The 21,912-nt window shown below is 42.2% G+C and carries 20 protein-coding genes; 10 read left to right on the top strand and 10 right to left on the bottom strand.

Annotation, left to right across the window (positions count from 1 at the left end):
- Positions 1-30 precede the first annotated feature (30 nt).
- The 7 genes from BB781_RS09110 (at position 31) to BB781_RS09080 (ending at position 4,771) form a co-directional block, all read left to right on the top strand.
- Positions 31-891 (top strand): hypothetical protein, encoded by an 861-nt coding sequence (locus BB781_RS09110; protein ID WP_094228187.1) that lies wholly within the window; start codon positions 31-33, stop codon positions 889-891.
- A gap of 266 nt (positions 892-1,157) precedes the next feature.
- The gene (rpl7ae, locus tag BB781_RS09105) at positions 1,158-1,514 is read left to right on the top strand and encodes a 50S ribosomal protein L7Ae (RefSeq protein WP_094228186.1); all 357 of its coding nucleotides are present in this window, start codon (positions 1,158-1,160) and stop codon (positions 1,512-1,514) included.
- A 21-nt stretch (positions 1,515-1,535) separates the two neighbouring features.
- Positions 1,536-1,751 carry a 30S ribosomal protein S28e gene (locus BB781_RS09100; protein WP_094228185.1) on the top strand — a complete coding sequence of 72 codons (216 nt, stop codon included), beginning with the start codon at positions 1,536-1,538 and terminating at the stop codon, positions 1,749-1,751.
- 10 nt (positions 1,752-1,761) lie between these two features.
- Positions 1,762-1,950: a 50S ribosomal protein L24e gene (locus BB781_RS09095; RefSeq protein ID WP_094228184.1), complete on the top strand. Its 189-nt coding sequence runs from the start codon at positions 1,762-1,764 to the stop codon at positions 1,948-1,950.
- 13 nt (positions 1,951-1,963) lie between these two features.
- Positions 1,964-2,413, top strand: coding sequence for a nucleoside-diphosphate kinase (ndk, locus tag BB781_RS09090; protein WP_094228183.1), 450 nt, complete (start codon positions 1,964-1,966; stop codon positions 2,411-2,413).
- Positions 2,414-2,517: 104 nt separating this feature from the next.
- On the top strand, positions 2,518-4,293 hold the full coding sequence (gene infB / locus BB781_RS09085; protein ID WP_094228182.1) for a translation initiation factor IF-2: 1,776 nt from the start codon (positions 2,518-2,520) through the stop codon (positions 4,291-4,293).
- Positions 4,294-4,360: 67 nt separating this feature from the next.
- The gene (locus BB781_RS09080) at positions 4,361-4,771 is read left to right on the top strand and encodes a 30S ribosomal protein S6e (protein WP_094228181.1); all 411 of its coding nucleotides are present in this window, start codon (positions 4,361-4,363) and stop codon (positions 4,769-4,771) included.
- A 23-nt stretch (positions 4,772-4,794) separates the two neighbouring features.
- Here BB781_RS09080 and BB781_RS09075 read toward each other — a convergent pair whose 3' ends face one another.
- The 5 genes from BB781_RS09075 to BB781_RS09055 all read right to left on the bottom strand — a co-directional run bounded on the left by BB781_RS09075 (position 4,795) and on the right by BB781_RS09055 (position 11,030).
- On the bottom strand, positions 4,795-6,090 hold the full coding sequence (locus BB781_RS09075) for a hypothetical protein (RefSeq protein WP_094228180.1): 1,296 nt from the start codon (positions 6,088-6,090) through the stop codon (positions 4,795-4,797).
- Positions 6,091-6,173: 83 nt separating this feature from the next.
- Entirely contained in the window at positions 6,174-7,436 is a 1,263-nt protein-coding gene (locus tag BB781_RS09070; protein WP_094228179.1) for a hypothetical protein, read from the bottom strand.
- Positions 7,437-7,507: 71 nt separating this feature from the next.
- Entirely contained in the window at positions 7,508-9,241 is a 1,734-nt protein-coding gene (locus tag BB781_RS09065) for a zinc ribbon domain-containing protein (RefSeq protein ID WP_094228178.1), read from the bottom strand.
- A gap of 5 nt (positions 9,242-9,246) precedes the next feature.
- Entirely contained in the window at positions 9,247-10,407 is a 1,161-nt protein-coding gene (locus tag BB781_RS09060) for an AAA family ATPase (protein ID WP_094228177.1), read from the bottom strand.
- A gap of 53 nt (positions 10,408-10,460) precedes the next feature.
- Positions 10,461-11,030: a hypothetical protein gene (locus BB781_RS09055; RefSeq protein WP_094228176.1), complete on the bottom strand. Its 570-nt coding sequence runs from the start codon at positions 11,028-11,030 to the stop codon at positions 10,461-10,463.
- 259 nt (positions 11,031-11,289) lie between these two features.
- Here BB781_RS09055 and BB781_RS09050 point away from each other — a divergent pair, with 259 nt between their 5' ends.
- The 3 genes from BB781_RS09050 (at position 11,290) to BB781_RS09040 (ending at position 14,806) form a co-directional block, all read left to right on the top strand.
- Positions 11,290-12,600 (top strand): SPFH domain-containing protein, encoded by a 1,311-nt coding sequence (locus tag BB781_RS09050; RefSeq protein WP_094228175.1) that lies wholly within the window; start codon positions 11,290-11,292, stop codon positions 12,598-12,600.
- 96 nt (positions 12,601-12,696) lie between these two features.
- Positions 12,697-14,208 (top strand): zinc ribbon domain-containing protein, encoded by a 1,512-nt coding sequence (locus BB781_RS09045; RefSeq protein ID WP_129582672.1) that lies wholly within the window; start codon positions 12,697-12,699, stop codon positions 14,206-14,208.
- Between the two features lie 154 nt (positions 14,209-14,362).
- Positions 14,363-14,806, top strand: coding sequence for a HEPN domain-containing protein (locus BB781_RS09040; RefSeq protein ID WP_207205264.1), 444 nt, complete (start codon positions 14,363-14,365; stop codon positions 14,804-14,806).
- A 223-nt stretch (positions 14,807-15,029) separates the two neighbouring features.
- Here the strand turns inward: BB781_RS09040 and BB781_RS09035 are convergent, their stop codons facing one another.
- From BB781_RS09035 to gyrB, 5 genes are all read right to left on the bottom strand, one after another.
- Entirely contained in the window at positions 15,030-15,437 is a 408-nt protein-coding gene (locus BB781_RS09035) for a pyridoxamine 5'-phosphate oxidase family protein (RefSeq protein ID WP_094228173.1), read from the bottom strand.
- Positions 15,438-15,574: 137 nt separating this feature from the next.
- On the bottom strand, positions 15,575-16,168 hold the full coding sequence (pdxT, locus tag BB781_RS09030; protein WP_094228172.1) for a pyridoxal 5'-phosphate synthase glutaminase subunit PdxT: 594 nt from the start codon (positions 16,166-16,168) through the stop codon (positions 15,575-15,577).
- A 42-nt stretch (positions 16,169-16,210) separates the two neighbouring features.
- The gene (gene pdxS, locus BB781_RS09025; RefSeq protein ID WP_094228171.1) at positions 16,211-17,107 is read right to left on the bottom strand and encodes a pyridoxal 5'-phosphate synthase lyase subunit PdxS; all 897 of its coding nucleotides are present in this window, start codon (positions 17,105-17,107) and stop codon (positions 16,211-16,213) included.
- Positions 17,108-17,186: 79 nt separating this feature from the next.
- A complete protein-coding gene (gene gyrA, locus BB781_RS09020; RefSeq protein WP_094228170.1) occupies positions 17,187-19,760 on the bottom strand; it encodes a DNA gyrase subunit A in 2,574 nt (857 codons plus the stop codon).
- Between the two features lie 9 nt (positions 19,761-19,769).
- Entirely contained in the window at positions 19,770-21,674 is a 1,905-nt protein-coding gene (gene gyrB / locus BB781_RS09015) for a DNA topoisomerase (ATP-hydrolyzing) subunit B (RefSeq protein WP_094228169.1), read from the bottom strand.
- Positions 21,675-21,912: the final 238 nt, after the last annotated feature.

Raw genomic sequence — 21,912 nt, 5'->3', positions numbered from 1 at the left:
TTATATTGATAATATGAGGAGAATGAATGAATGGACCAAAAATCTGTGAAGATCATAGGAATTTTTCTGGCGCTCATAATGGTAATGTCAATATTACCATTTTTCTTTAGTGGCAACGGAAACAATTCCAAGGGTGATGAAGAAATCACTGACCTGGAAAATGCGCCGGGTTTTGAGATAATAGAAGGCACACATTTTAACGCACAAGTTAACTCAATTTCAGGAGGGCTTGCAATCAGTCCGGAGGGTGTGTCAAATGCAGTATATGTTGACTATTCCAGAACATATGGAACACCCCTTCAGGATTATAACATATCTGATCTGTATGCTTATTACAATACTTTGATGATCAGAAGGTTCGCCGCTTATAATGCTTCCGCCGGATTTGGGTTTGAAGCACATGTGCTGAATCCTGAAGTTATTAACTTTGAATATGCTGTAACTGATACTTACAATGGATACTCCTTTTTGATGAGAAGTTCTAACTTATACAATATAATTGGAACACCTACTCTTTTAGGAGATAAAGACACTCTTGTAAAAGTGGTCGATGTGGCCTCTGGCAACACTCAGGGTACAACTGATTTTTCAGAACTGCTTAGCTATGTGGATTCAGGAGCAGAGTATCAGATGGTAAGTTCAACGGATTCCCTTGCAGAACAGCACTATATGGAATTCAGGAACATGGGCGATGGAAATTACTCGAAGACTGAGATATTCCTCAATCCACTAGACAGTACACTTGCTATTATATCAGCTCTAGAAGGCAACAGTACTGAAAGGGATCTGTTCTACAATACAACCATTGTGGATGATGGAAGAATTGCAAAAGTCGTTGTTACAACCAATGCATCAAACTTCTTTAATCTTGCAATGGAACAATACTGGTGAATTCATTTCCCCCTTCTTTTTTTAGGTTTTTCTGCCACAAGGTTTATACATGAACAGGTTATTTAAAGACTCCAATTGCGCATTCTGCAGTAATGGGTTGCAAGTGCGGTAATTCTTAAATATTACTTTGGCATTGGACTTTGTGTCAGTTAATTATTGGTTAACATTGTTACAATCGTAATTGGCCAAATTAGCCGGAGTTTCCGGTGTACAATGAATAATGAAAAACCATGATCATACATCGTGGTTTCGAAGGAGATTATAATATGGCAGCTAAATTTGATGTTCCAGAAGAACTCGTAAACAAAGCACTTGAGAGTGTAGAACTGGCAAGAGACACAGGTAAATTAAAGAAAGGAATAAATGAAGTGACAAAAGCTATTGAGAGAGGCATCACAAAGCTTGCAGTAATTGCAGAGGATGTTGACCCGGTAGAAGTTATTGCACACATTGCACCACTCTGTGAAGAGAAGAACACTCCATACATCTATGTAAAAGAGCAGAAAGAGCTCGGTGCTGCCTGTGGAATAGGTGTTGCTTGTTCAGCTGTCGCTATTATCGACGCTGGCAAGGGTAGCGAACTTATTGAAGACATTGCACAGAAAGTCAGTGCACTTAAATAATCCGATACATGAGGTATCACTATGGCAGATGAAGATACAGGCTATGCGGCTGAGGTCATCGATGTTATCGGTAATACCGGTATGCATGGTGAAGCCAGCCAGATCCAGTGCCGCGTACTTGAAGGACGTGACAAGGGCCGCATAATCACCCGTAACTGTGTTGGTCCTATACGGATCGGCGACATTATGATGTTGATCGAGACTTCCAGAGAAGCCAAGAAACTGACTACCAGATGAGGTGACTACTATGGAACAAAGAAAATGTTCTTTTTGCGGTAAATTTCTTGAACCGGGAACAGGCAAGCTTTTCGTAAAGAAAGATGGCTCATCTTATTATTTCTGCTCATCCAAATGCGAAAGCAACTTCGATCTCGGTAGATTGCCAAGACGTACCGTCTGGACCGAACAGGGCAGAATACACTTGAAGAAAGCATGATTGGGTGTTCTAAATGGAACAGACATACATTATGATCAAACCCGACGCGGTACAGCGCGGGCTAATGGGTGAGATCATCTCAAGGATAGAGAAACGCGGTCTTAAGATCGCAGCCATGAGACTCGGTGTCATGAGTGAAGATAGTGCAAAGGAGCACTACAAGGAACATGCAGCAAGGCCTTTCTTTGCTTCACTTATTGAATATGTGACATCAGGTCCTTCTGTATCCATGGTCGTGGAAGGAAAGAACTCCATTGCTATCATGCGCGCAGTGAACGGTGCAACAAATCCTGTTGATGCACTCCCTGGTACTATAAGGGGAGACTATGCAATTGAAACAGGCAGAAATGTGGTACACGCTTCAGATTCAGTTGAATCGGCACAGCGCGAAATAGCTATCCACTTCAAGGATTCAGATATAGTTAACTATTCAAAGATCGATGAGGTTTGTCTCTACGAGTAAGCAGGGACTCAGGATGTTTGCAATAATTATATAGCAAATGTCCTGAAATATCCTTACTGAAATTGTTTTCCAACTATCCTAACTATCTCTGAAGGGGTTTGCACATGGCTGTAAAAGAAAATCTACGTACACCAATAGTTTCTGTGATGGGACATGTCGATCACGGAAAAACGACTTTACTTGACAAGATCAGGGGAAGTGCCGTTGCCGAAGGAGAAGCCGGTGCCATTACTCAGCACATAGGTGCAACTGAGGTTCCCATCGAAAACATTGTGAGTAAATGTGGGGATCCATCACTTAAGGACAGGTTTATTGTCCCGGGACTTTTGTTTATAGACACACCCGGGCATCATGCATTCACGTCCCTGCGAAGCAGAGGAGGCGCACTTGCAGACCTTGCTATCGTGATCGTTGACATAAATGAAGGATTTATGCCTCAGACCATAGAAAGTCTTCAAATTCTTAAGAGATTCAAGACTCCTTTTGTAGTTGTTGCAAACAAGATAGACAGGATCCATGGCTGGAACCCCAATAAGAATAAACCTTTCCTTGCAACTTATAATAAACAGAGTGAACGTGTAAAAACTGATCTTGACAATAAGTTCTATGAAGTTGTTGGTGAGCTTTACAAAATTGGATTCAATTCTGAAAGATATGACAGGATCAGCGACTTCCAGCGTAATATTGGAATTATTCCGATAAGTGCTGCGACAGGCGAAGGCATTCCTGATGTGTTAATGGTACTTCTTGGACTTGCCCAAAGATTCCTTGAGAGCAGCTTGCATTATGATGCAAAGGGTCCTGGGGTTGGTACTGTTCTTGAAGTAAAGGAAGAAAAAGGACTTGGAACTACTATTGATACTATACTTTATGATGGTATTATCAGAAAAGGTGACACTATAGTTGTTGGAAGTCTTGGTAATCCAATCCAGACAAAAGTCAGGGCATTACTGAAACCACGTCCGCTTTCAGAGATCAAATCAGAGGAAAGATTCCAGCAGGTGGATGAAGTCACAGCTGCGGTTGGTGTGAAGATATCAGCTCCGAATCTGGAAGGTGCACTTGCAGGTTCTCCTGTAAGGGTCGCAAGTCCGGAAACCATCGATGCTATCACTGAAGAGATTAAGAGCGAGATCGAAGACGTCCAGATAGACACCGATTCTGTCGGTATCACAATAAAAGCTGATACTATAGGCTCTCTCGAAGCTCTTGTAAATGAGCTTAAGAAAGAAGAGATCCCTATCAGAAAAGCACACGTAGGTGATATCAGTAATAGGGATATCGTGGAAGTTTCGGCAATAGAGGACCCATTCTACTCGGTCATTGTCGGATTCAACGTTAAAGTTCTTCCGGATGCAAAGGAAAAGATCCAGTCCACAGAAGTAACCTTGTTCAGGAACGATGTGATATATCGTTTGATAGATGATTACAAGGATTGGGTTAAGAAGCAGAAGGAACTTGCTGAAAAAGAGATATCCGATACCATCATCAAACCCGGAAGATTCCGAATCATGCCGGATTGTACTTTCCGCCAGAGCAAACCTGCAGTTGTAGGTGTGAAGATAATTGGCGGAGTGGTGAAGACTAATGTAGAAGTTGTAAACACAAACGGTGAAGTTGTTGGTAAGGTAAAAGGTCTTCAGATGAGGGGGGAGAATATCTCCGAAGCAAAGGTCGGCATGGAAGTTGCAATGGCCATCGAAGGACCTACAGTTGGAAGGCAGATTAAGGAAGAGGATACACTCTTTGTGAATGTCCCTGAAAGGCACGCAAAGAAGATCGAACATGAAATTTACGACTCAATGACGGCAGATGAATTAGAGGCATTGGATGCGTTCCTTGCAATCAAGAGAAGGGATAATCCATTCTGGGCAAAATAATTCGAATGCATTTTCATATGACGGATCATAACAGCAGGAACAATAAAACTAATAAGGAGGAAAATATATGGCAGATTTTAAAGTAGTGGTAGCAGACCCTAAGGCAAAATCCTACCAGTTCAATGTAGCAGGTGTTGAAGCCAACAAATTAATTGGAAAATCTATCGGGGAAACCGTAGATGGAGCAATCGTCGGTTTATCCGGATATAAACTGAAAATAACCGGAGGAAGCGACAAGAGCGGAATGGTCATGAGACCGGACCTCCCAGGACCAAGGAGACAGAAATTACTCGTTGCAAGTGGAATTGGTTACTCTCCGGTTGCACAAGGCGTACGCCGCAGAAAGATGATGCGTGGAAGGGAAATTGCACCTGACATAGTTCAGATCAACACCGTCGTTGCAGAATATGGTGATAAGACCATAGCAAAGATCCTCGGCGGCGACGAAGAGCCTGTCGAAGCAGCAGCAGAAGAGTGAGTTTCTCACTCTCTCATTCATTTTTACTTATTTTTAATCCCTGCGTACCGGGATGTCCCAAATCCTATATCCATTACTTTGTTCTTAGAAAGCATTATGGCAATCAATCTTTTTGCTCCATCGATGCTCAAACCAGTTCTTTCAGCCACCTCTGCAGCATCAAATGGGTCAGCCTGATCGATAAGAGGTTCAATTTCATCCTCAAGAGTTACATATGTATCCAAATTATGCCAGACCATAAGCCTGTCTGCATTCCTAACATTCCGATTAAATAGTATTTCACTTTTTCCAAGATCATAAAGATAAAGAACCAGGCGTGGATGCACATAGTTTTGTGCCCATTCCTTAATGTCAGAACTCCATCCAGAATTCAAAAAGCACAGGCTTTTATACTGGCCTGTTGGAACTGCATTTGCATCTTTCTGCACGAAGTTCATAATCGTTCTCAGGTCATTAAATGGATGCCAGCAAGTCTTAAAGGTCAGGAATGGCTTTAAAACATCTATTATACTTCCGGAAATTGATCTGTCCGATATACTGAATTTCCATCTCTTTTCTCCGGTGTATTCTCCGCTAAATGCCAATTCAGGCTGGTATGTAGAATACTTATGTTCAAGTACATTCATATAATTATAAAGTTTTGAAAGCATATTCGTTTCAATTTCTTCTTTATCTGTTCTTTCCGGTATATCTCCTGCAGTTTTCCCAGGATCTAATGATGAGGTCAAGATTGACTTTGAGATGTTGGTGGTGAACAAATTTTTATTTTTCTCAGTTTCGAGATGTACTAAGACATTTGTATCCTTTTTATCTGGAAGCTGTTTCTCATTCGAGATTACACGATCTGCACTGGACATTTCTATTTTCTTTAGTTTGAATTCATTCTGCATATCTTTATCCACAATAATGCGGTCATTAAATCCTTTTTTGAAATTGTCCAGGAGTGCTTCCAGCAAGAAAATATCAATAGGGTCGGATGAAGTTATTAATGAAGCAAAAGTATCTTTCATTTTTGCAGAAGCATTCAGTAAATTATCTTCGGTCCTGTAAAAATCGTCCAGTGTACCCTTCCTGCCGGAAAAACCATCAAGGTTTCTGTTTGTGATATCAGACCGGAGCTGGGATACAGCTGTCCTTAGATTGCGAAGCTGGAAATTCAGTTCTGCTTTTTTCTTTAAATACGTTTGCTGAATGAGTTTTTCAACAGAACTATAAACATCATTCAAGTTCTTGATTATTGTTTGCCGGTTATCCTTCTCCATATCTCCGGGGTCTTGTAGTATTTCCATCTTAATCACTTCCAGACCATTATTGATCATATTATATTTCACTCAAATAGAAATATCTCATTTATTAATTAGATGTTTTATAATTTAATAATTAGTAAAATCATTTGTCCGGTTCACACAACTCCATGTATTCCAAGTACAATCGGCTCCTGCTGACAAAGGGCTCCATTTACTTCAAAGGAAAAATTAAGGTTTCCAAGATCTATCTTCCCGGTGTTTGCAGGTTTTATTACAAGGGATGTATATCCGGATGAATAAGGCTGGACTTCGGGGATGCAGACTCCTGGATTATGGCACTCTACAAAGGAAGAAAAACAGCTATTAAAACAAATATTATGGATCATTTCATCCGATCTGTTCTCTACATAGATACCAATGGAATTTCCGATTTCACTGTATAGGGTTTTTGGGATATTGATCTTTATATTTATATTTGGAACCTGTACATAATATTCTCCAAAAGCCACAGGTCCTATTTTACAATTGTTCCCTCCTATGTTAAGCAGAATATCAAAATGTCCAACGTCAATTTTGCTTTCGATCGTGGGCGTTATACTGTATATAACACTATAATCAGAACCAGGGGCCATGGATTTTGTGTCAGAAAATGCTGTATCATAGCTTAGTCCCCGATGGAAAAAACATTTTATCTGCAGTTTATCCAGATTTACATTTGAGCGATTTTCTATTTTTGTGGTGATAATAGAACTGTGTCCTAATCTAAGTGGCTCGGGGATCTTCACATCTACTTTAAGAAATGAGTAGCTAATATCAATATTTCCTAAAAAAACAGGAGGTTTTTGGTGTTTATGCCCGTGTATCTCAAAATATAGGTCATAGTAACCCATTGACAAAGTTCCCGATGTAAGGGGAACAAAAGGCAAAGAGGCGGTAAGTGAAGACATTGGTTCAAGTGAACCAAGGCTTAAAACAGGCTTATCACAACGAACAGTTACAGGAAATACCGCTCTTATCCATATATTCTCTATCAGCTTTTCAGTGGGATTATTCAACCTGAGGAAAAGCATACTATTAAATCCTGTTTCAACAGGCTCGGCAAATTTATACTCAGCATTTACAGTATCAACAAGTTGAATTTCTTTTATTCTTCTTTTTTCAATGCCTATTTTTTTTTCATAGAGCCAGAATATATAGATTGGAACATAAAGAAGAATAATGTATATCGGTGCACTGGCAAGATATATAAGATCGGTTCTTTCATGAAGGGAGAGTAGGCGGCTTACGATAAAATACGAGGTAAGCGCTATCCATAGGAATACGTAAGACCAGAAAAAAAGTCCGCTCCTACCTCCTGCCTCGTTCAGGAGAGCATGAGAAAACGATTTGGCAATATCATCCAGAGCTCCAAACTTCATTTAGGCCACCTATAGGAACGATTAATCAAGTTATGCGATTCAGATTTAAATATATTATTGAGTTCATGTTTTTAAAAGATCTTTGTACCACATTCACTGCAAAAATTTGCATCCTTGGCTAGTTTTGAACCACACGATAGGCAAAAGTTTGCCATAAACTCCGTTCTCTGTATTATGCTATCCTCCACAATTACATCCCCGGTACAATTACCGGCAAGGTCACATGAATTCAGGAGATTGCTACGCTGGATTATGGAATCTTTGATAATCACGTTCACAACCGGTTTGACATCGCTTTTTCCCTTTGAATGTAATTCCATCTCTTTACAAAATTCACGACCGAATTCTGCGAGCATACCAACAAGTGATTCTGCAGTCTGCGTTGCACCGAAAAGTTCGATGCTGTCTGTCTCTTCAGAGATTGTTACCTTCAGGATAATATCATGATCATTTACTTTTGTTTTGCCATAGTACCATGTTTCATAATTCTTTCTATCTGTTGTCCTCAAAGTCCGTATGTGCCTTATATCGTGTCTCTGTATCATTTCACGGCAAATGTTCATAAGTGTTGCAGTGGCGAGGTCTGATTTTATCCTGTAAACTTTACTGTCCCTGAAAGGAAGGGAAGTTAAAAGTTCTCGCAACATTCCGATATTAATATCAGAATCGGTTTTCATGATGGGACATGTCACTTCTATTCTTTTTGGGTTCATTTCTGTATTCAATAGCTTTCCTTTTGCGTCCTTGTAGAATATCCTGCATTTTATTTCAGAGGACTTTGAGCAGACCATAGGATCAAAATAAACCATGACTGATTTTGAATTGTTACCTTGAATGCTTCCAAGCACAAGTCTGTTATTTTTAACAGAATATGCCGGTTCAAATCTGTCTATCCTGAAAAGTTGCTCATCAAAATCGAACTCAAGCGCTACATCATTTACAACCAGGGGTGATATATTGTTGACTGCCATTTTCAAACGGACAAAACCCTGATAGAACTCTGTTTCCCTGACCACCTGCAAATGTTTTTCAGGTTTCTGTATGCCAGTGCTGTCCACAGGCTGTCCCTGTATTGCTTCATAAACTCCCATATCAATGGGTACTTTCCTGTAATAATTCCCATTGATTACATATGCAACATAAATTTTTCCAAGGTCTATCTGTTCTGGAATCCTTGGATACAGAAAAATAGCAGTGTAACCTGATGATCCAGGCGCTATAACGTCAATATTTACTTCGGGCTCGTCACAACGGACTAGGCGGGAACATTCCGCAAGGATTGAAATATTTGTTATTGGCAGATCGGAAGGATTCATAACAGTTATCTTGATAGGGTTCTCGGTTTCTGTTCTCAATGGTTGCTGCACATCCACGATAACTTCAACCGAGTCACTGGCCTCTTTTTCAAGCTCAAGTTTCCTTATCCTTTCGTTTTCTTTCTTGACATTCTTTTCTTTTACAACGTTCCTTATTTTTGAACCTGATCGAAGGGCCACTATTGTACATACAAGAAGTGCAATTGCAGGGGTAGTTTCAAATGAAGCGAACAATAATGATCCAAATATGGCTATTATGAGGCCCAGAACAAATGCATGTGACAGTATATCATCTTCCTGTCTTTCCTGCTCCAGCCTTTTCCCCAGTGTTTTTTGAACAACATATGCGGTCGTGAATGCCAGTATTAATCCTATGATTCCACCCGCTAAAAAACCTCCAATTCCTTTTTCAAGGCTAAAAAAGAGACCTATGTATATTCCAATACGCAAGTTGTTCCGGGGATCAAAATATGAAAGTTTCAATGACATCAGGATCACTTTTTCAGCATTTCTGCAAAGACTTCTTCCTCACCGGTTTTCTGGATGGCAGATCTGGCTTCTATGTACCAGCTGATAATGGATGGCTTTCTTTTCTGTAGTACCATTTCAAAATCCTGAAGTCTTATTTTTCGTGGCTCAGCACCTCTGAGAGCTTCACCAAGCGGGATGTCTGCAGCTTCTTTGCATATGGCTGCAAGGTCTGCTCCTGAATATGAATTTGTAATAGAAGCAAGGTGCTTTATGTCAACATCGGGATCAACAGGTCGCTTTTTCAAATGTATGCCCAAAATGGCTACTCTTGCATCCAGGTCCGGTTCAGCAACAAAGACCATTTTGCTGAAACGTCCCGGACGTCTCAGGGCAGGATCAATTGCCCAGGGTTCGTTTGTTGCTGCAAGCACAAGAAGATTATCAGATGTCGTGTCCACACCATCCATTTGTGCCAGGAGTTCATTGACCACTCTTTTTGCATAATCCTCGCTTTCACTGCGCCTTACCGCAATTGAATCTATCTCATCAAAAAATATAATAGACCTGTCTCCCTGCCGGGCTATGTCAAAGACCTGCTTGACATTCTTTTCCGAAGCGCCTACCCATTTGCTGACAATGCTACTGGTCTTGACACTGATGAAATCCGCCCCGCATTCCTTCGCGGCTGCCTTTGCCATCATGGTCTTGCCACAACCAGGGGGGCCATAGAGTAAAATACCCTCTCCTGCTCTCTGGCCGTACATATGGTAGAGCTCCTTATGGGTAAAAGGATAGATTATAGCTTTACGTATCTCTTCCTTTACCTGTTCAAGACCACCGATATCTGCAAAACCAATGTTTGGTGTCTCTTTGAGAAAAACTTCATCTTTTGAAATGGAAGATTCGTCATTGCTTGCGTTATCTCTTTTCCGTTCCAGATTTCCGCCTGCGGACAAAACTGTTGAACTCTTAAGTGACTGTGCTTTGGTAAAAAGATGTTCTGCAAGGTCACGTTGTGTATTCTTGTCAATGCCGTCACCGGGTATCAAAGAAGCATCGTTGTAGAGCTTAGCAGCTTTCAGGTACAACTCACGTGCTCTTTCAGATTCCCCTCTGTCTTCCAGATCCTTTGCGGCTTTTGCATAACCGCGAGCCTGGGCAGCGAAAGTGATAGCTGAGTTCAAATAGGCACCCCTTAATTGTGAACCAGGATAAATATCAGAAAATCAAATCCTGCTCATTCGGTATTTGCCATTTCTGATTCTATCTTCTTTGAAAGCTCATCCTTTGCAGGCTGCTCACTTGACAGCTCAGCAAGTAGTTCAGATCGTAGTGAATCCTGCATTTCACTGAGTTCACTGCCACCACTCATTGCAGCATCCATGGAAGCTGTCATCATACTCGTTGCACTGTTTACCTTTTCCATGGAGGTCCTTATGTTTGTTACAGCACCTTCGAGTTTTGAGGTATCAAAACCAAGTTGTTTCTGCCACTTCCCCAGATCCTCGCCAATCTCAACAACTTCCTTGAGTCCGGTTTGCATCTCAATGACATCGGTCATAGATTGTGCCATTTCCACCATACTGCTGATAGTATTGACCTGCCCTTCAACGAGGGAATACCTTCGCGACGCAACCCTGAATTCCCTGTCATTTCCTTTTGAGAGGGCTTCTTTTGCCTCTTCCCTGGATTTATTTTGCTTTTTGATCAATTCCTTTTCGCGTGCTGATAGTCTTTGCTCGGAAATAGCCAGTTTTGTCTTTAGCTCATCGGGAGACACTTTCTTAAATGGATTTGTTAATCCCATTATAATTCCTCCTCCATTTTTTTCTGTTTTGCATATCTAATACACAGTTTCATGGCTTCAGATCTATTAATTGCTATTCCCATTTCTACCAATGTATCCAGATATACTTTACTATCTTCTGAGATTCTTGCGCTTACAGGATAAGAATTAGTCATAGTTATTCCAACTTGACATCTATTTTGTATGCCTATGTATACAATGGAAAACAATATATATAATATTTCCCCAATACCTAAATAGGAGTAAAAATCAATTTTAAATGAAAGGTGTCAAGATCATGGCATTCAAGTGGAAAAAAGAAGCAGACGATATTGCCAGGGTGGTTCCTAAAAGGGAGGTTGGGGGTTTTTTCAGTAAAGCAGTGATACTCTCACCTAATGAAAAGGCAGCTATGGTAAAGAATGGTGTTGTTGATGAAATAGTGGACAGCGGGAAACTGCAGGTTGGTGGTCTCTTAAAGCCTGGCAATATTGGGAAGGATGTGGATGTTGCCATGATGGATACATCTCCCAAGGATCTGCAGTGGGCGCAACCAGAACTATGGACCCGGGACAACCAAAGAGTGGCATGTAATGGTCTTCTCCGCTTCAGGATACTAGATCCTAAACGCTTTTTCCAGATGCTTTATGCCTATTCCACTCCTGATAAAAAAGGAATCAGGGCACTCTCTATACAAGATATATACAAGCGCCTTGAAAGCGAAGTGCTTACACTTGTTCTTGAGCCGGAGGTCCGGCAGGAAGATATAGAAAAACTTTACGGTAACATGGACCTGCGCCTGAACATTGAGAATGAACTTGAGATGAGGATTCGTTCCACACTATCTATGTGGGGTCTGGAAATGCTGAAATACACTGTCCAGTGGGAGCTTGGTTCTTATGGTAAGGTAATGCAGGCTACTAATGATTTTCAGACAAGAGAGGAGCTTGCAGAACTCGACACTCTTGTGGTAGAAGGTGATCTTGAGCGTAGGGGAAGGATAGATGTGGCTGGGTTGCGTGCTGGTCATGCTGCTGTAACAACTGAAAAGGATTTCCACCGTGATCAGAAACAGAAGGATGTAAAATCTGATCTTGAGATGGAAAGGCTGCAGTATGAAGCTGATATGCAGGAAGCCAGGGAAGCCATTCGTCTTAAGGAAGAATTAAAACTTGCAAAAGCAAAAGGCATGCGTGCTGAACTGGAAGTTGAGCAGGACATGAAAGACCGTGAACATGGCCGTGATATGGAATACCTGAAACATATAACCCAGGCAGGTGGGTCTGATGTTGCAAAGACCGTGAGCGAAGGTCGTGAATATGGTCGAATGTCACCACAGCAACTGGAAGCCCTGGCAAAGATCAAACAGAGTGAAGTGCTGGCAAAAGAGGACAGGGTCAGTTTCATGATGGAGGTTGAGGACAGGGAGCGGGCAGACTCATATCGCAGGCAGGAGCTTGACGCCGGCATGATGGGGGCAGCACAGGGTAAGAGTTCATCAACTGTGAGAAAATGCCCGGGATGCGGTTCAACAATTCCTTCAGAAGCAAGTTTTTGCAGCCAGTGTGGAAAAAGGCTCATTGATGTATGATAGTTGCCGTTTGAATTTATTTCTTCCTTCTCTTTAAGCGAAGGTTAAATATCACCGGGGCAAAAAACAGTAATATGGAATGGTATGGGTGGAAGATTGGTACAAAAGTATCTCAAACTCCTGATTATGCTTGTTCTCGTATGCAGTTTCTTTAGTTCAGGTACTGCTATAGCTCCCTCCAGTGCCTATGAGATCACTCTTACTGAAGGTGAGATCGCAGAGATCCAGAATGGTTACTATCTGACTGTAATGGATATCGATACCTATGATGAAACGGTAAGTTTTGCAGTATCTTATTATGATACCATGCTCTGGAATCAGTACTATGCCAGAGGCGATTATTTTTATTATCAGGACAATTATCTGACTCTTCAATTCAAAATAAATGATCTATATTACGATTCCTACTATGATTACGTAGTTCTCTCAGACGTCTACATTTATCCTGATTACACTGTTACTTACGATGAAAGTGGAGTAGTGAGCAGTCGGTCCGATTATAATACTGATCATTATGACTACCCGGACACATCGGCAGAAGATGCATTCTATGAACTTATAGGGGTTCTGTTAGTCATTCTTGTAGCAGTTCTAGTGCTGCGCAAAATGTCCGGGAAAGATAAAAAGAAAAAAGAGAGAAAGAAGCAGGAAAAGATAACTGTTATCCCGCCTGTATCTTTAAAGGAAAGGACTTCACAAACATTTGAGGCTGCAGAATCTGCCGTTGCCGCAAAAGCAGCTTCAAAGGAGCCTGCTGTCATCAAATCTGCTATTCAGTACAAAGGAGCCAACATACTTTACAAAATCAAGGTCGAAAACACTTCTGAAGAGCCAATGGGAGATATAACGATAAGCCTCTTTGTTCCTGAAGTCTTCCATGTCAAAGAAAGTCAGAAGAATATCTCTATGCTGCAGCCTGGAGAAGGAAAAACTGCAACATTTATAATCAGACCCACAGGTGAGTGTGGAAACTGTGTACTTGCAGGCAATATACGTTACTATGATTATAGCCAGAAAAAGCACGTTCAGGTAGATCTCAGCAACAAAATGGTGGATATAGTCTGTCCTGTGCTCAGGGTAAGGGAGATCGATGAAGCTGCCTGGAGGATGAATGTCGGTTCTATGATGATCGCGGAAGAGGATACCAAAGATCTGGAAATACCGGCAGAGAATCTCTTTGATATGGCAACGCGTATCCTGAAAGATATGAACATGTATATGATAACACCTGAGGTGACATCCACACAGCAACTTTTCACAGGTGTGGCAAGGTTCTATGCTGAGGGTGTGGCAGGTCTGAAGTATGCCGCCTATGTCGAAGTGGTGGGTAAGCGTAAATCCCGTCTGATAGTAAAAGCCTGGGCTGAGAAGGAAGAGGCGCTTACCGGTTTCTATCACAAGATCCTTGAGGAGATCGAAAAGAGAACAGACATCAAGCTCTTTGTTGATGATTCCGTTACCCAATACAATATAAGCAATACAACAATACAGGATAGCATTATCCAGCGCTCGAATATCGGCACCGGTAAAAGAAAATGTCCTCAGTGCGGACGGGAAGCCGAAGGCAGCGAGAAGTTCTGTATCAATTGCGGGCAGAAACTTGATTGAGATTGGTTCTTTATTTCCGGTATCTGTCTTATTTGATTTTCGTTTTTTCAAGACATTGACCACAATCTACAATTATTATAATACGGAAATAGCATTCCGTGTATATTGAACAGAAAGTATATGGCTTACGGAATCGCCCTGAGGAGGTTACCGGATGAGACTGGAATTTATGGAAAGAAAGTCAAGATTTGATGAGTTTGAAAAGGAATATCGTGACTCAAAGGCATATCTTCAAAGAGCAAGGCAGTTTCAGGCAAATGGACAGGAGCATAGTGTGGTATTCAACGTAGCTTCACTTGCACTTGAACGTTATCTTGTTGCTTTGTGCTATCTTTATGATATGGAACCATACAACCACAATTACACATGTCTTATGGATACCGTGGAAATGGTCATTGACGTGCCTGAGGAACTGAACAGGGAGATCCGATCCCTGGATAAGATATTCGATATCTGTTCCCTTGAGGATTATTATCATGGCAACCCGGAGCCATCAGATATGGATCGGATAATGTCAATGTGCGATGCAGTTGAAGGATTATTTGACCAGACAAAGATATCGTCGATCAGGGAATCTTTGAAGGAAAATGATAATTGAATGGTTTTGGCTTAACAGAATCCTCTAATAGAAAATTATTTATACTAAATCTGCCAAGGAACTATCGTTATGTTTTGTTGCACATAACACTCCAAACATTACTACTTAGAATGATGTTGTACCTAAATGGCATAACATCCATTCTGCGTATATTCTGAAATATTATTCAAGTAAAAAAGTGCCGAAAGGTCGGCAAACCGTAAAAACAAAGGTTGCTGGAAACTCAGAGTAGCTTCTTCCCCGCGTCAGGTCCACCTTTGCATTCAAAGACATCCGTTATCTTCATTTTCACAAGGAACTTTGCAGGGAAGTGGTCGCTCTTTGCCTTTACTATCTTGCGCATTTCCTCATAGTCCTCTCCGCGGTCTACTATCTTTATATCTCCCTTTATCTGGAAGCATCCCTTTATCTCAGCTCCCCACACGTAGATAGCGCCTTTAGGGTTTGCCCTGAGATTCTCCATTGTCTTATGGAAGTAGTTGTCAACGATCCAGATGGTCTCCGCATCTTCCTGAAGGTAGCACATACCAATAGGGATAACATTCGGTACACCCTCTTTGGAGGCTGTTGCGAAAGGGAAAATCTTCATCTTTGCGAACTCTTCTTTTATCTCATCTGTTAACTTTACCATTGTTTCACCTTTACGAATCAAAATTAAAAGTACAGTTATCTACACGGCAATAAAGTTTAAACTTTTTCATCAGTGATGTTCCAAAAAGGGAAAAAGAAAAAAATGTAAATTATAACAGAAAGAAACAAAAAGAACGATCAGAATACTCTGTCAAGGAAATACTGGTGAACCCTCAGATCTTCTGTAAGTTCAGGATGGAAAGCCAGTGCCAGTACATTTCCCTGTTCGGCTGCCACGATCATCTCATCTATTTTTGCCAGGACTTTAACATCCTTTCCAGCTTCTACAATTCCGGGTGCCCTGATAAATACTGCATTGTACGCTTCATCCAGAAATGCGACATCAAGTTCTATCTCAAAAGAATCGCGCTGTCTGCCGAAGGCATTCCTGTTCACTCTTGTATCCATAAGGCCAAGAAGGTGCTGGTGTGTCTTTTTTACCTGCTCATCGCCTTCCTTTGCAAGCAGTATAAGGCCTGCACAGGTGCCCATGATAGGTTTTCCGGCTGTATTCATTTCCCGTATCTCATCTGCAATACCCTCTTGTATCAGCAATTTTCCAAGTGTAGTGCTCTCCCCGCCTGGAAGTACAAGAGCATCACAATCAGGGACAATGCCCTTATGTTTGATAGTGACGATCTTAGCCTCTTCGCCACGCTGCACGAGTGCTCTTTCAAGGGCTTCCACATGTTCAGAAACATCACCCTGAATGGCAATTACACCAAGTCGCATAAAGATCCCGTTTTAAGTATTAAAAAAGAATAAGGGATGGGACTACCATCCACGATTCTGTAAAGCCTGTTCTTTAGGGATAGTATCAACGCTGATACCCTTCATACCTGAGCCGATTCCCTTTGAGATCTTAGCAAGTACCTCAGGGTTATCATAGTTGTTTACAGCCTCTACAATTGCCTTTGCCATTTTCTCAGGGTTCTCGGCCTTGAAAATTCCAGAACCAACAAATACACCGTCAGCACCAAGGCGCATCATAAGAGCTGCATCAGCAGGTGTTGCAACACCGCCGGCTGCAAAGTTTACAACCGGAAGACGCTGCATTTCTGCGGTCTCGATAACAAGCTCAACAGGTGCTTCGATCTCACGGGCAACACGGATCATTTCTTCCTTTGTCATGCCCTTAAGAGCGCGAATTTCACCCATTATCTGTTTCATGTGCTTAACAGCCTCGCTCACATCGCCGGTTCCTGCTTCTCCTTTTGTGCGGATCATGGCAGCACCTTCGTTTATTCTGCGAAGGGCCTCACCAAGATTCCTTGCACCACAGACAAAAGGAACAGTGAACTGACTTTTATCAATGTGGTACTTATTGTCTGCTGGTGTGAGCACTTCGGACTCATCGACCATGTCAGCACCAAGAGCCTGAAGGATCTCTGCCTCTACAAAATGACCTATACGAGCCTTTGCCATTACAGGAATTGTTACGGTTTCAATGATCTCTGCGACCATCTGTGGGTCTGCCATCCTGGCAACACCGCCCTCTTTCCTGATATCTGCAGGCACTGCCTGCAGAGCCATAACTGCAACAGCCCCTGCTTCTTCTGCTATGCGGGCCTGTTCCGGTGTTGTGACATCCATTATTACACCGCCTTTCTGCATCTTTGCAAAGCCGCGCTTGATAAGCTCGGTACCGTGTCTTAATTTATCGAGTTCCATAATATCATCCTTAATCAATTTATACGATTTTTACGCCTAGCTACTCAGACTACTAGATAAAGTTAATGCTTAAACGCATTTACATATGTTCTTCATCAGCTCTTATCTCGTCTATTTTTGCTTCATCTATTTTTACTTCATCAGCCTTAAGTCTTGCAACACCAACAACCTTGTCGCTGGCGCGAACATTCATTATCTTGACTCCCTGTGTGTTCCTGCCCTGGATACGTACATCCTTCACCGGAATACGAATGATAATGCCTTCGGAACTGGTTAGAATAATGTCGTCATCTTCATAGACTGCTTTTACGTTGATGACCGGTCCGTTGCGCAGGCTGGTAACTATGGTTATGACACCCCGGCCACCCCTGTGCATTGACCTGTATTCTTCAAACTCTGTCCTCTTTCCAAAACCATTCTCCGTTACAGTGAGCAATGAAGCTTTCTCATCCACCAGATCAAGACTGACGACAATATCACCTGCTTCCAGGTTCATTCCGCGGACACCTCTTGCACTGCGACCCATTACACGTACCTCGCTCTCCTGGAATCGTATTGCTTTGCCATGCCTTGAAACCATGACAACATCCCGTGAGCCATCTGTCAGGGCAACATTTACAAGCTCATCCTCCTCGTCAAGGTTGATGGCGATTATGCCTTTCTTGCGCGGGTTGCTGAAATCTGAAAGCTGGCTCTTCTTGACGGTACCCATGCGTGTAGCCATGAAAAGGAATACATCATCCTTAAACTCACTTACAGGTATCATGGCTGTAACCAGTTCACCCTCCTCAAGTTCAAGCAGGTTCACGATGGCCTTGCCACGGGACTGCCTGCTGCCTTCCGGTATTTCATACACCTTACGCCAGTGCACACGACCTCTGTTGGTGAAGAACATGATATAATTATGTGTAGAGGCAACAAAGATATCCACCACGTAATCCTCTTCCTTGGTGTCCATGCCGATTACGCCTTTTCCACCCCTGTGCTGCTGGGAATAAGTATCAACAGGAAGTCTCTTAATATAACCACTGTTAGTGATTGTTAATACCATTTCCTCTACGGGTATGAGATCCTCATTGTCCAGTTCTTCCACAGAGGATTTGATAGCAGTCCTGCGTTCGTCGCCGAAACGTTCCTTCAGATCTTCAAGTTCATCCCTGATGATGCCATACTTCATTTCCTCACTTGCGATGATCAGTTCAAATTCTGCAATGCGTTTGAGAAGTTCGTTGTACTCATCATCAACCTTCTGTCTTTCAAGACCTGTGAGCTTCTGCAGGCGCATATCAAGGATAGCCTTTGCCTGCAGTTCATCAAGCCCGAATCTGGAAATGAGTCCTTCCCTTGCATCTTCCACTGTCTTGGAAGCGCGTATGAGTGATATGACCTCATCCAGATGGTCAAGAGCTATCTTCAACCCTTTCAGTATGTGAGCTCTTTCTTCTGCCTTCTTAAGAAGGAACAGGGTGCGTTTCTGGATTACATCGATGCGGTGTTCCAGATAGATGCGTAGTATTTGTTTAAGGTTCAGTTCCCGTGGCACATCATCCACAAGTGCAAGATTGATTATACCAAAGGTTGTTTGCATTTGGGTGTGCTTATATAACTGGTTTAGCACCACATTTGCATTGGTACCGCGGCTCAGCTCAATAACAACACGTATTCCATCACGGTCAGACTCATCACGCAAGTCTGAAACTCCGATGACCCTCTTTTCCCTGACAAGAGTTGCTATATCCTCAATAAGTTTTGCCTTGTTGACCTGGTAAGGCAGTTCTGTGACAATTATGCGATACTTGTCCTTTTTCATCTCATCTATTTCAGCAACAGCTCTGATCTGTATCTTTCCACGACCGGTCTCATAGGCGGACTTAATTCCCTGGGTACCAAGTATGATGCCGGCAGTTGGGAAATCAGGTCCTTTGATCACGGTCATCATCTCAGGAATTGTCACGTCGGGATTATCAATAAGCATTAAAGTTGCATTGATAACCTCGGTAAGATTGTGAGGTGCCATGTTGGTGGCCATACCCACAGCAATACCGGTGGAACCGTTGACAAGCAGGTTTGGAAGCTTTGCCGGAAGTACTACTGGCTCTTCAAGGGTTCCATCATAGTTGGGACGTGTAGCAACAGTTTCCTTATCAATATCAATGAGCATCTCATCGGTTATTTTGTCCATGCGGGCTTCGGTGTAACGCATGGCAGCAGCAGAGTCACCGTCAATAGAACCAAAGTTACCTTGTCCGTCTATGAGTGGATACCTCAATGAAAAGTCCTGTACCATCCTTACAAGTGAATCGTAAATAGCAGTATCACCATGAGGGTGATATTTACCAAGAACGTCTCCCACTACGCGGGCGGATTTTTTGTAGGCTTTGTCATATGTGATACCTGACTCCTTCATAGAATAGAGTATCCTGCGGTGAACGGGTTTGAGACCGTCTCTTGCATCGGGAAGAGCACGTCCGACAATTACGCTCATTGCATAACTGATGTAGGATTTTTTCATCTCATCTTCAATGAGTATTGGAACGACCCTTTCACCTGTATCTGATGGCTGTGGATCAAAAGAATCATCCGGATATATCTCAGAAGGTTCCTCTTCAGGAACATCGTTCCCGTCGTTATAATCATCAATGTTATCTGACATTCTTTAACCTCACACATCTAGGTTAACTACTTCCTTCGCATGGGTGGTTATGAATACCCTGCGAGGTTCAACTTCATCACCCATCAGGATGGAGAACATCTCATCTGCAGCAACAGCATCTTCCATGGTCACCTGCAGCAACGTCCTCGTATCCGGGTTCATTGTTGTTTCCCAGAGCTGGTCAGGGTTCATTTCTCCAAGACCCTTGTAACGCTGGATGCTTACGTTCTTATCGCCAATCTCTTTCAGTTTTTCTGTAAGTTCACGATCCGAGTATACATAATAGTCAGCCTTGCCTTTCTTGACACGATAGAGGGGAGGCTGTGCTATATACACGTAACCGGCATCTATCAGGGGCTTCATGTATCTGAAGAATAATGTCAATATAAGTGTCCTGATGTGAGCTCCGTCTACATCGGCATCAGTCATGATTATAACTCTGTGGTAACGTGCCTTTTCAATATTATAATCGTCACCAATGCTGGTTCCCATGGCTGTGATAAATGAAAGTATCTCATTGTTCTTGAGGATCTTTACAAGACGGGATTTTTCTACATTGAGGATCTTACCCCTTAAAGGCAGAATAGCCTGGAATCTGCGGTCCCTGCCCTGTTTTGCAGAACCTCCTGCAGAGTCTCCTTCCACAAGGTATAGTTCACTGAGTGAGGGGTCCTTTTCTGAACAGTCTGCGAGTTTCCCGGGCAGTGTACCTACGTCAAGAGCACTCTTTCTCCTGGTAAGCTCCCTTGCTTTCTTTGCAGCTTCCCTTGCACGTTGTGCATCCAGTGCTTTTTGCAGTATCGCAGTGGCAACCTTGGGATTTTCCTCCATGTATTCGGAAAGTCCTTCTGAAACCATGGATTCAACGATTCCCTTTACATCACTGTTACCAAGCTTGGTCTTTGTCTGCCCTTCAAACTGTGGTTCTGTAATCTTGGCACTTATAATCGCAGTAAGTCCTTCGCGAATATCTTCGCCTGAGAGTTTTTCCTCACCTTTTGAAAGGTTGTTCTTCTTTACATAATCATTAGCAACCCTGGTAAGTGCCGCCTTAAAACCAACAAGGTGAGTACCGCCCTCATGGGTATTTATATTATTAACGAAAGAGTAAACGTACTCGGCATAGTTATCCGTATACTGCATTGCAATTTCAACAATTGTATCATCCTTTGTCCGTTCAAAGTATATAGGAGAGTCATGCAGGACGTTCCTGTTGTTGTTGAGGTGTTTCACAAAAGAGACAATGCCGCCTTCATACTCAAAGATCTCTCCAACCGTTTCCTCTTCCCTGCCATCTGTCAGGCTTATTATTAGGTTTCGATTGAGAAATGCAAGCTCACGAAGCCTTGTGACCAGAGTCTCATACGCAAATCTTGTGGTCTCGAATATTTTTGGATCCGGCATAAAAGTAGACTTTGTTCCCGTACCTTCGGTTTCACCTATCTCCAACAAATCATCAACAGGCGTTCCACGCTCATAGCGCTGGTAGTAGACCTTGCCATCACGCTGGACTTCGACTTCCATCCATTCAGATAATGCATTGACAACAGATACACCAACACCGTGAAGCCCACCAGAAACCTTGTAGGTGTTCTTGTCAAATTTACCGCCTGCATGGAGAACAGTCATGACCACTTCAAGTGCTGATTTTTTGTATTTGGCAAGTATTCCGACCGGAATACCTCTTCCATTGTCCTGAACTGTAATAGTCCCGTCATGATTTATCGATACGTCTATACGTGTACAGTATCCGGCTAGTGCCTCATCAATACTGTTATCCACCACTTCATAAACAAGGTGGTGAAGACCCCTGCCATCAATACTTCCAATGTACATACTTGGACGTTTGCGAACAGCCTCAAGCCCTTCAAGTACTTGAATATTGCTTGCATCATAAGTCTGTTTTTCACTCATTTAAATACAGCTCCGTGAAAAATTCATAATAATCAAATAACAATGTCTAGTCTAAAACGTATACTCTTTCATCCCTCAAAACACAGCCAAAGAAATATTTGTTTTAAATCCCTAGGTTCTTATTTTGCCTAAAACATCTGGCGTTTATTATGCATTCATGCTAATTAAATGTTTATATTAATTAGTTTAAAAAAGTGCTCCGATCCTAATTCTTCAAACTCTGTTTTTGTAGTACTTT

Origin of the sequence: Methanolobus psychrotolerans, from assembly GCF_002243045.1 — an archaeon.
GTDB lineage: Archaea > Halobacteriota > Methanosarcinia > Methanosarcinales > Methanosarcinaceae > Methanolobus > Methanolobus psychrotolerans.
Note: the sequence above shows the minus strand (reverse complement) of the source record. Positions and strands in the feature narration are given on the sequence as shown.

Bases quoted from the DNA above. Each gene is read 5' to 3' on its own strand.
- BB781_RS09040 (WP_207205264.1), top strand. From the start codon at position 14,363: ATGAGACTGGAATTTATGGAAAGAAAGTCAAGATTTGATGAGTTTGAA.
- BB781_RS09035 (WP_094228173.1), bottom strand. From the start codon at position 15,437: ATGGTAAAGTTAACAGATGAGATAAAAGAAGAGTTCGCAAAGATGAAG.
- rpl7ae (WP_094228186.1), top strand. From the start codon at position 1,158: ATGGCAGCTAAATTTGATGTTCCAGAAGAACTCGTAAACAAAGCACTT.
- BB781_RS09050 (WP_094228175.1), top strand. From the start codon at position 11,290: ATGAAAGGTGTCAAGATCATGGCATTCAAGTGGAAAAAAGAAGCAGAC.
- BB781_RS09080 (WP_094228181.1), top strand. From the start codon at position 4,361: ATGGCAGATTTTAAAGTAGTGGTAGCAGACCCTAAGGCAAAATCCTAC.
- BB781_RS09075 (WP_094228180.1), bottom strand. From the start codon at position 6,090: ATGATCAATAATGGTCTGGAAGTGATTAAGATGGAAATACTACAAGAC.
- BB781_RS09070 (WP_094228179.1), bottom strand. From the start codon at position 7,436: ATGAAGTTTGGAGCTCTGGATGATATTGCCAAATCGTTTTCTCATGCT.
- BB781_RS09100 (WP_094228185.1), top strand. From the start codon at position 1,536: ATGGCAGATGAAGATACAGGCTATGCGGCTGAGGTCATCGATGTTATC.
- ndk (WP_094228183.1), top strand. From the start codon at position 1,964: ATGGAACAGACATACATTATGATCAAACCCGACGCGGTACAGCGCGGG.
- gyrA (WP_094228170.1), bottom strand. From the start codon at position 19,760: ATGTCAGATAACATTGATGATTATAACGACGGGAACGATGTTCCTGAA.
- BB781_RS09065 (WP_094228178.1), bottom strand. From the start codon at position 9,241: ATGTCATTGAAACTTTCATATTTTGATCCCCGGAACAACTTGCGTATT.
- gyrB (WP_094228169.1), bottom strand. From the start codon at position 21,674: ATGAGTGAAAAACAGACTTATGATGCAAGCAATATTCAAGTACTTGAA.
- infB (WP_094228182.1), top strand. From the start codon at position 2,518: ATGGCTGTAAAAGAAAATCTACGTACACCAATAGTTTCTGTGATGGGA.
- BB781_RS09110 (WP_094228187.1), top strand. From the start codon at position 31: ATGGACCAAAAATCTGTGAAGATCATAGGAATTTTTCTGGCGCTCATA.
- BB781_RS09055 (WP_094228176.1), bottom strand. From the start codon at position 11,030: ATGGGATTAACAAATCCATTTAAGAAAGTGTCTCCCGATGAGCTAAAG.
- pdxT (WP_094228172.1), bottom strand. From the start codon at position 16,168: ATGCGACTTGGTGTAATTGCCATTCAGGGTGATGTTTCTGAACATGTG.
- pdxS (WP_094228171.1), bottom strand. From the start codon at position 17,107: ATGGAACTCGATAAATTAAGACACGGTACCGAGCTTATCAAGCGCGGC.
- BB781_RS09095 (WP_094228184.1), top strand. From the start codon at position 1,762: ATGGAACAAAGAAAATGTTCTTTTTGCGGTAAATTTCTTGAACCGGGA.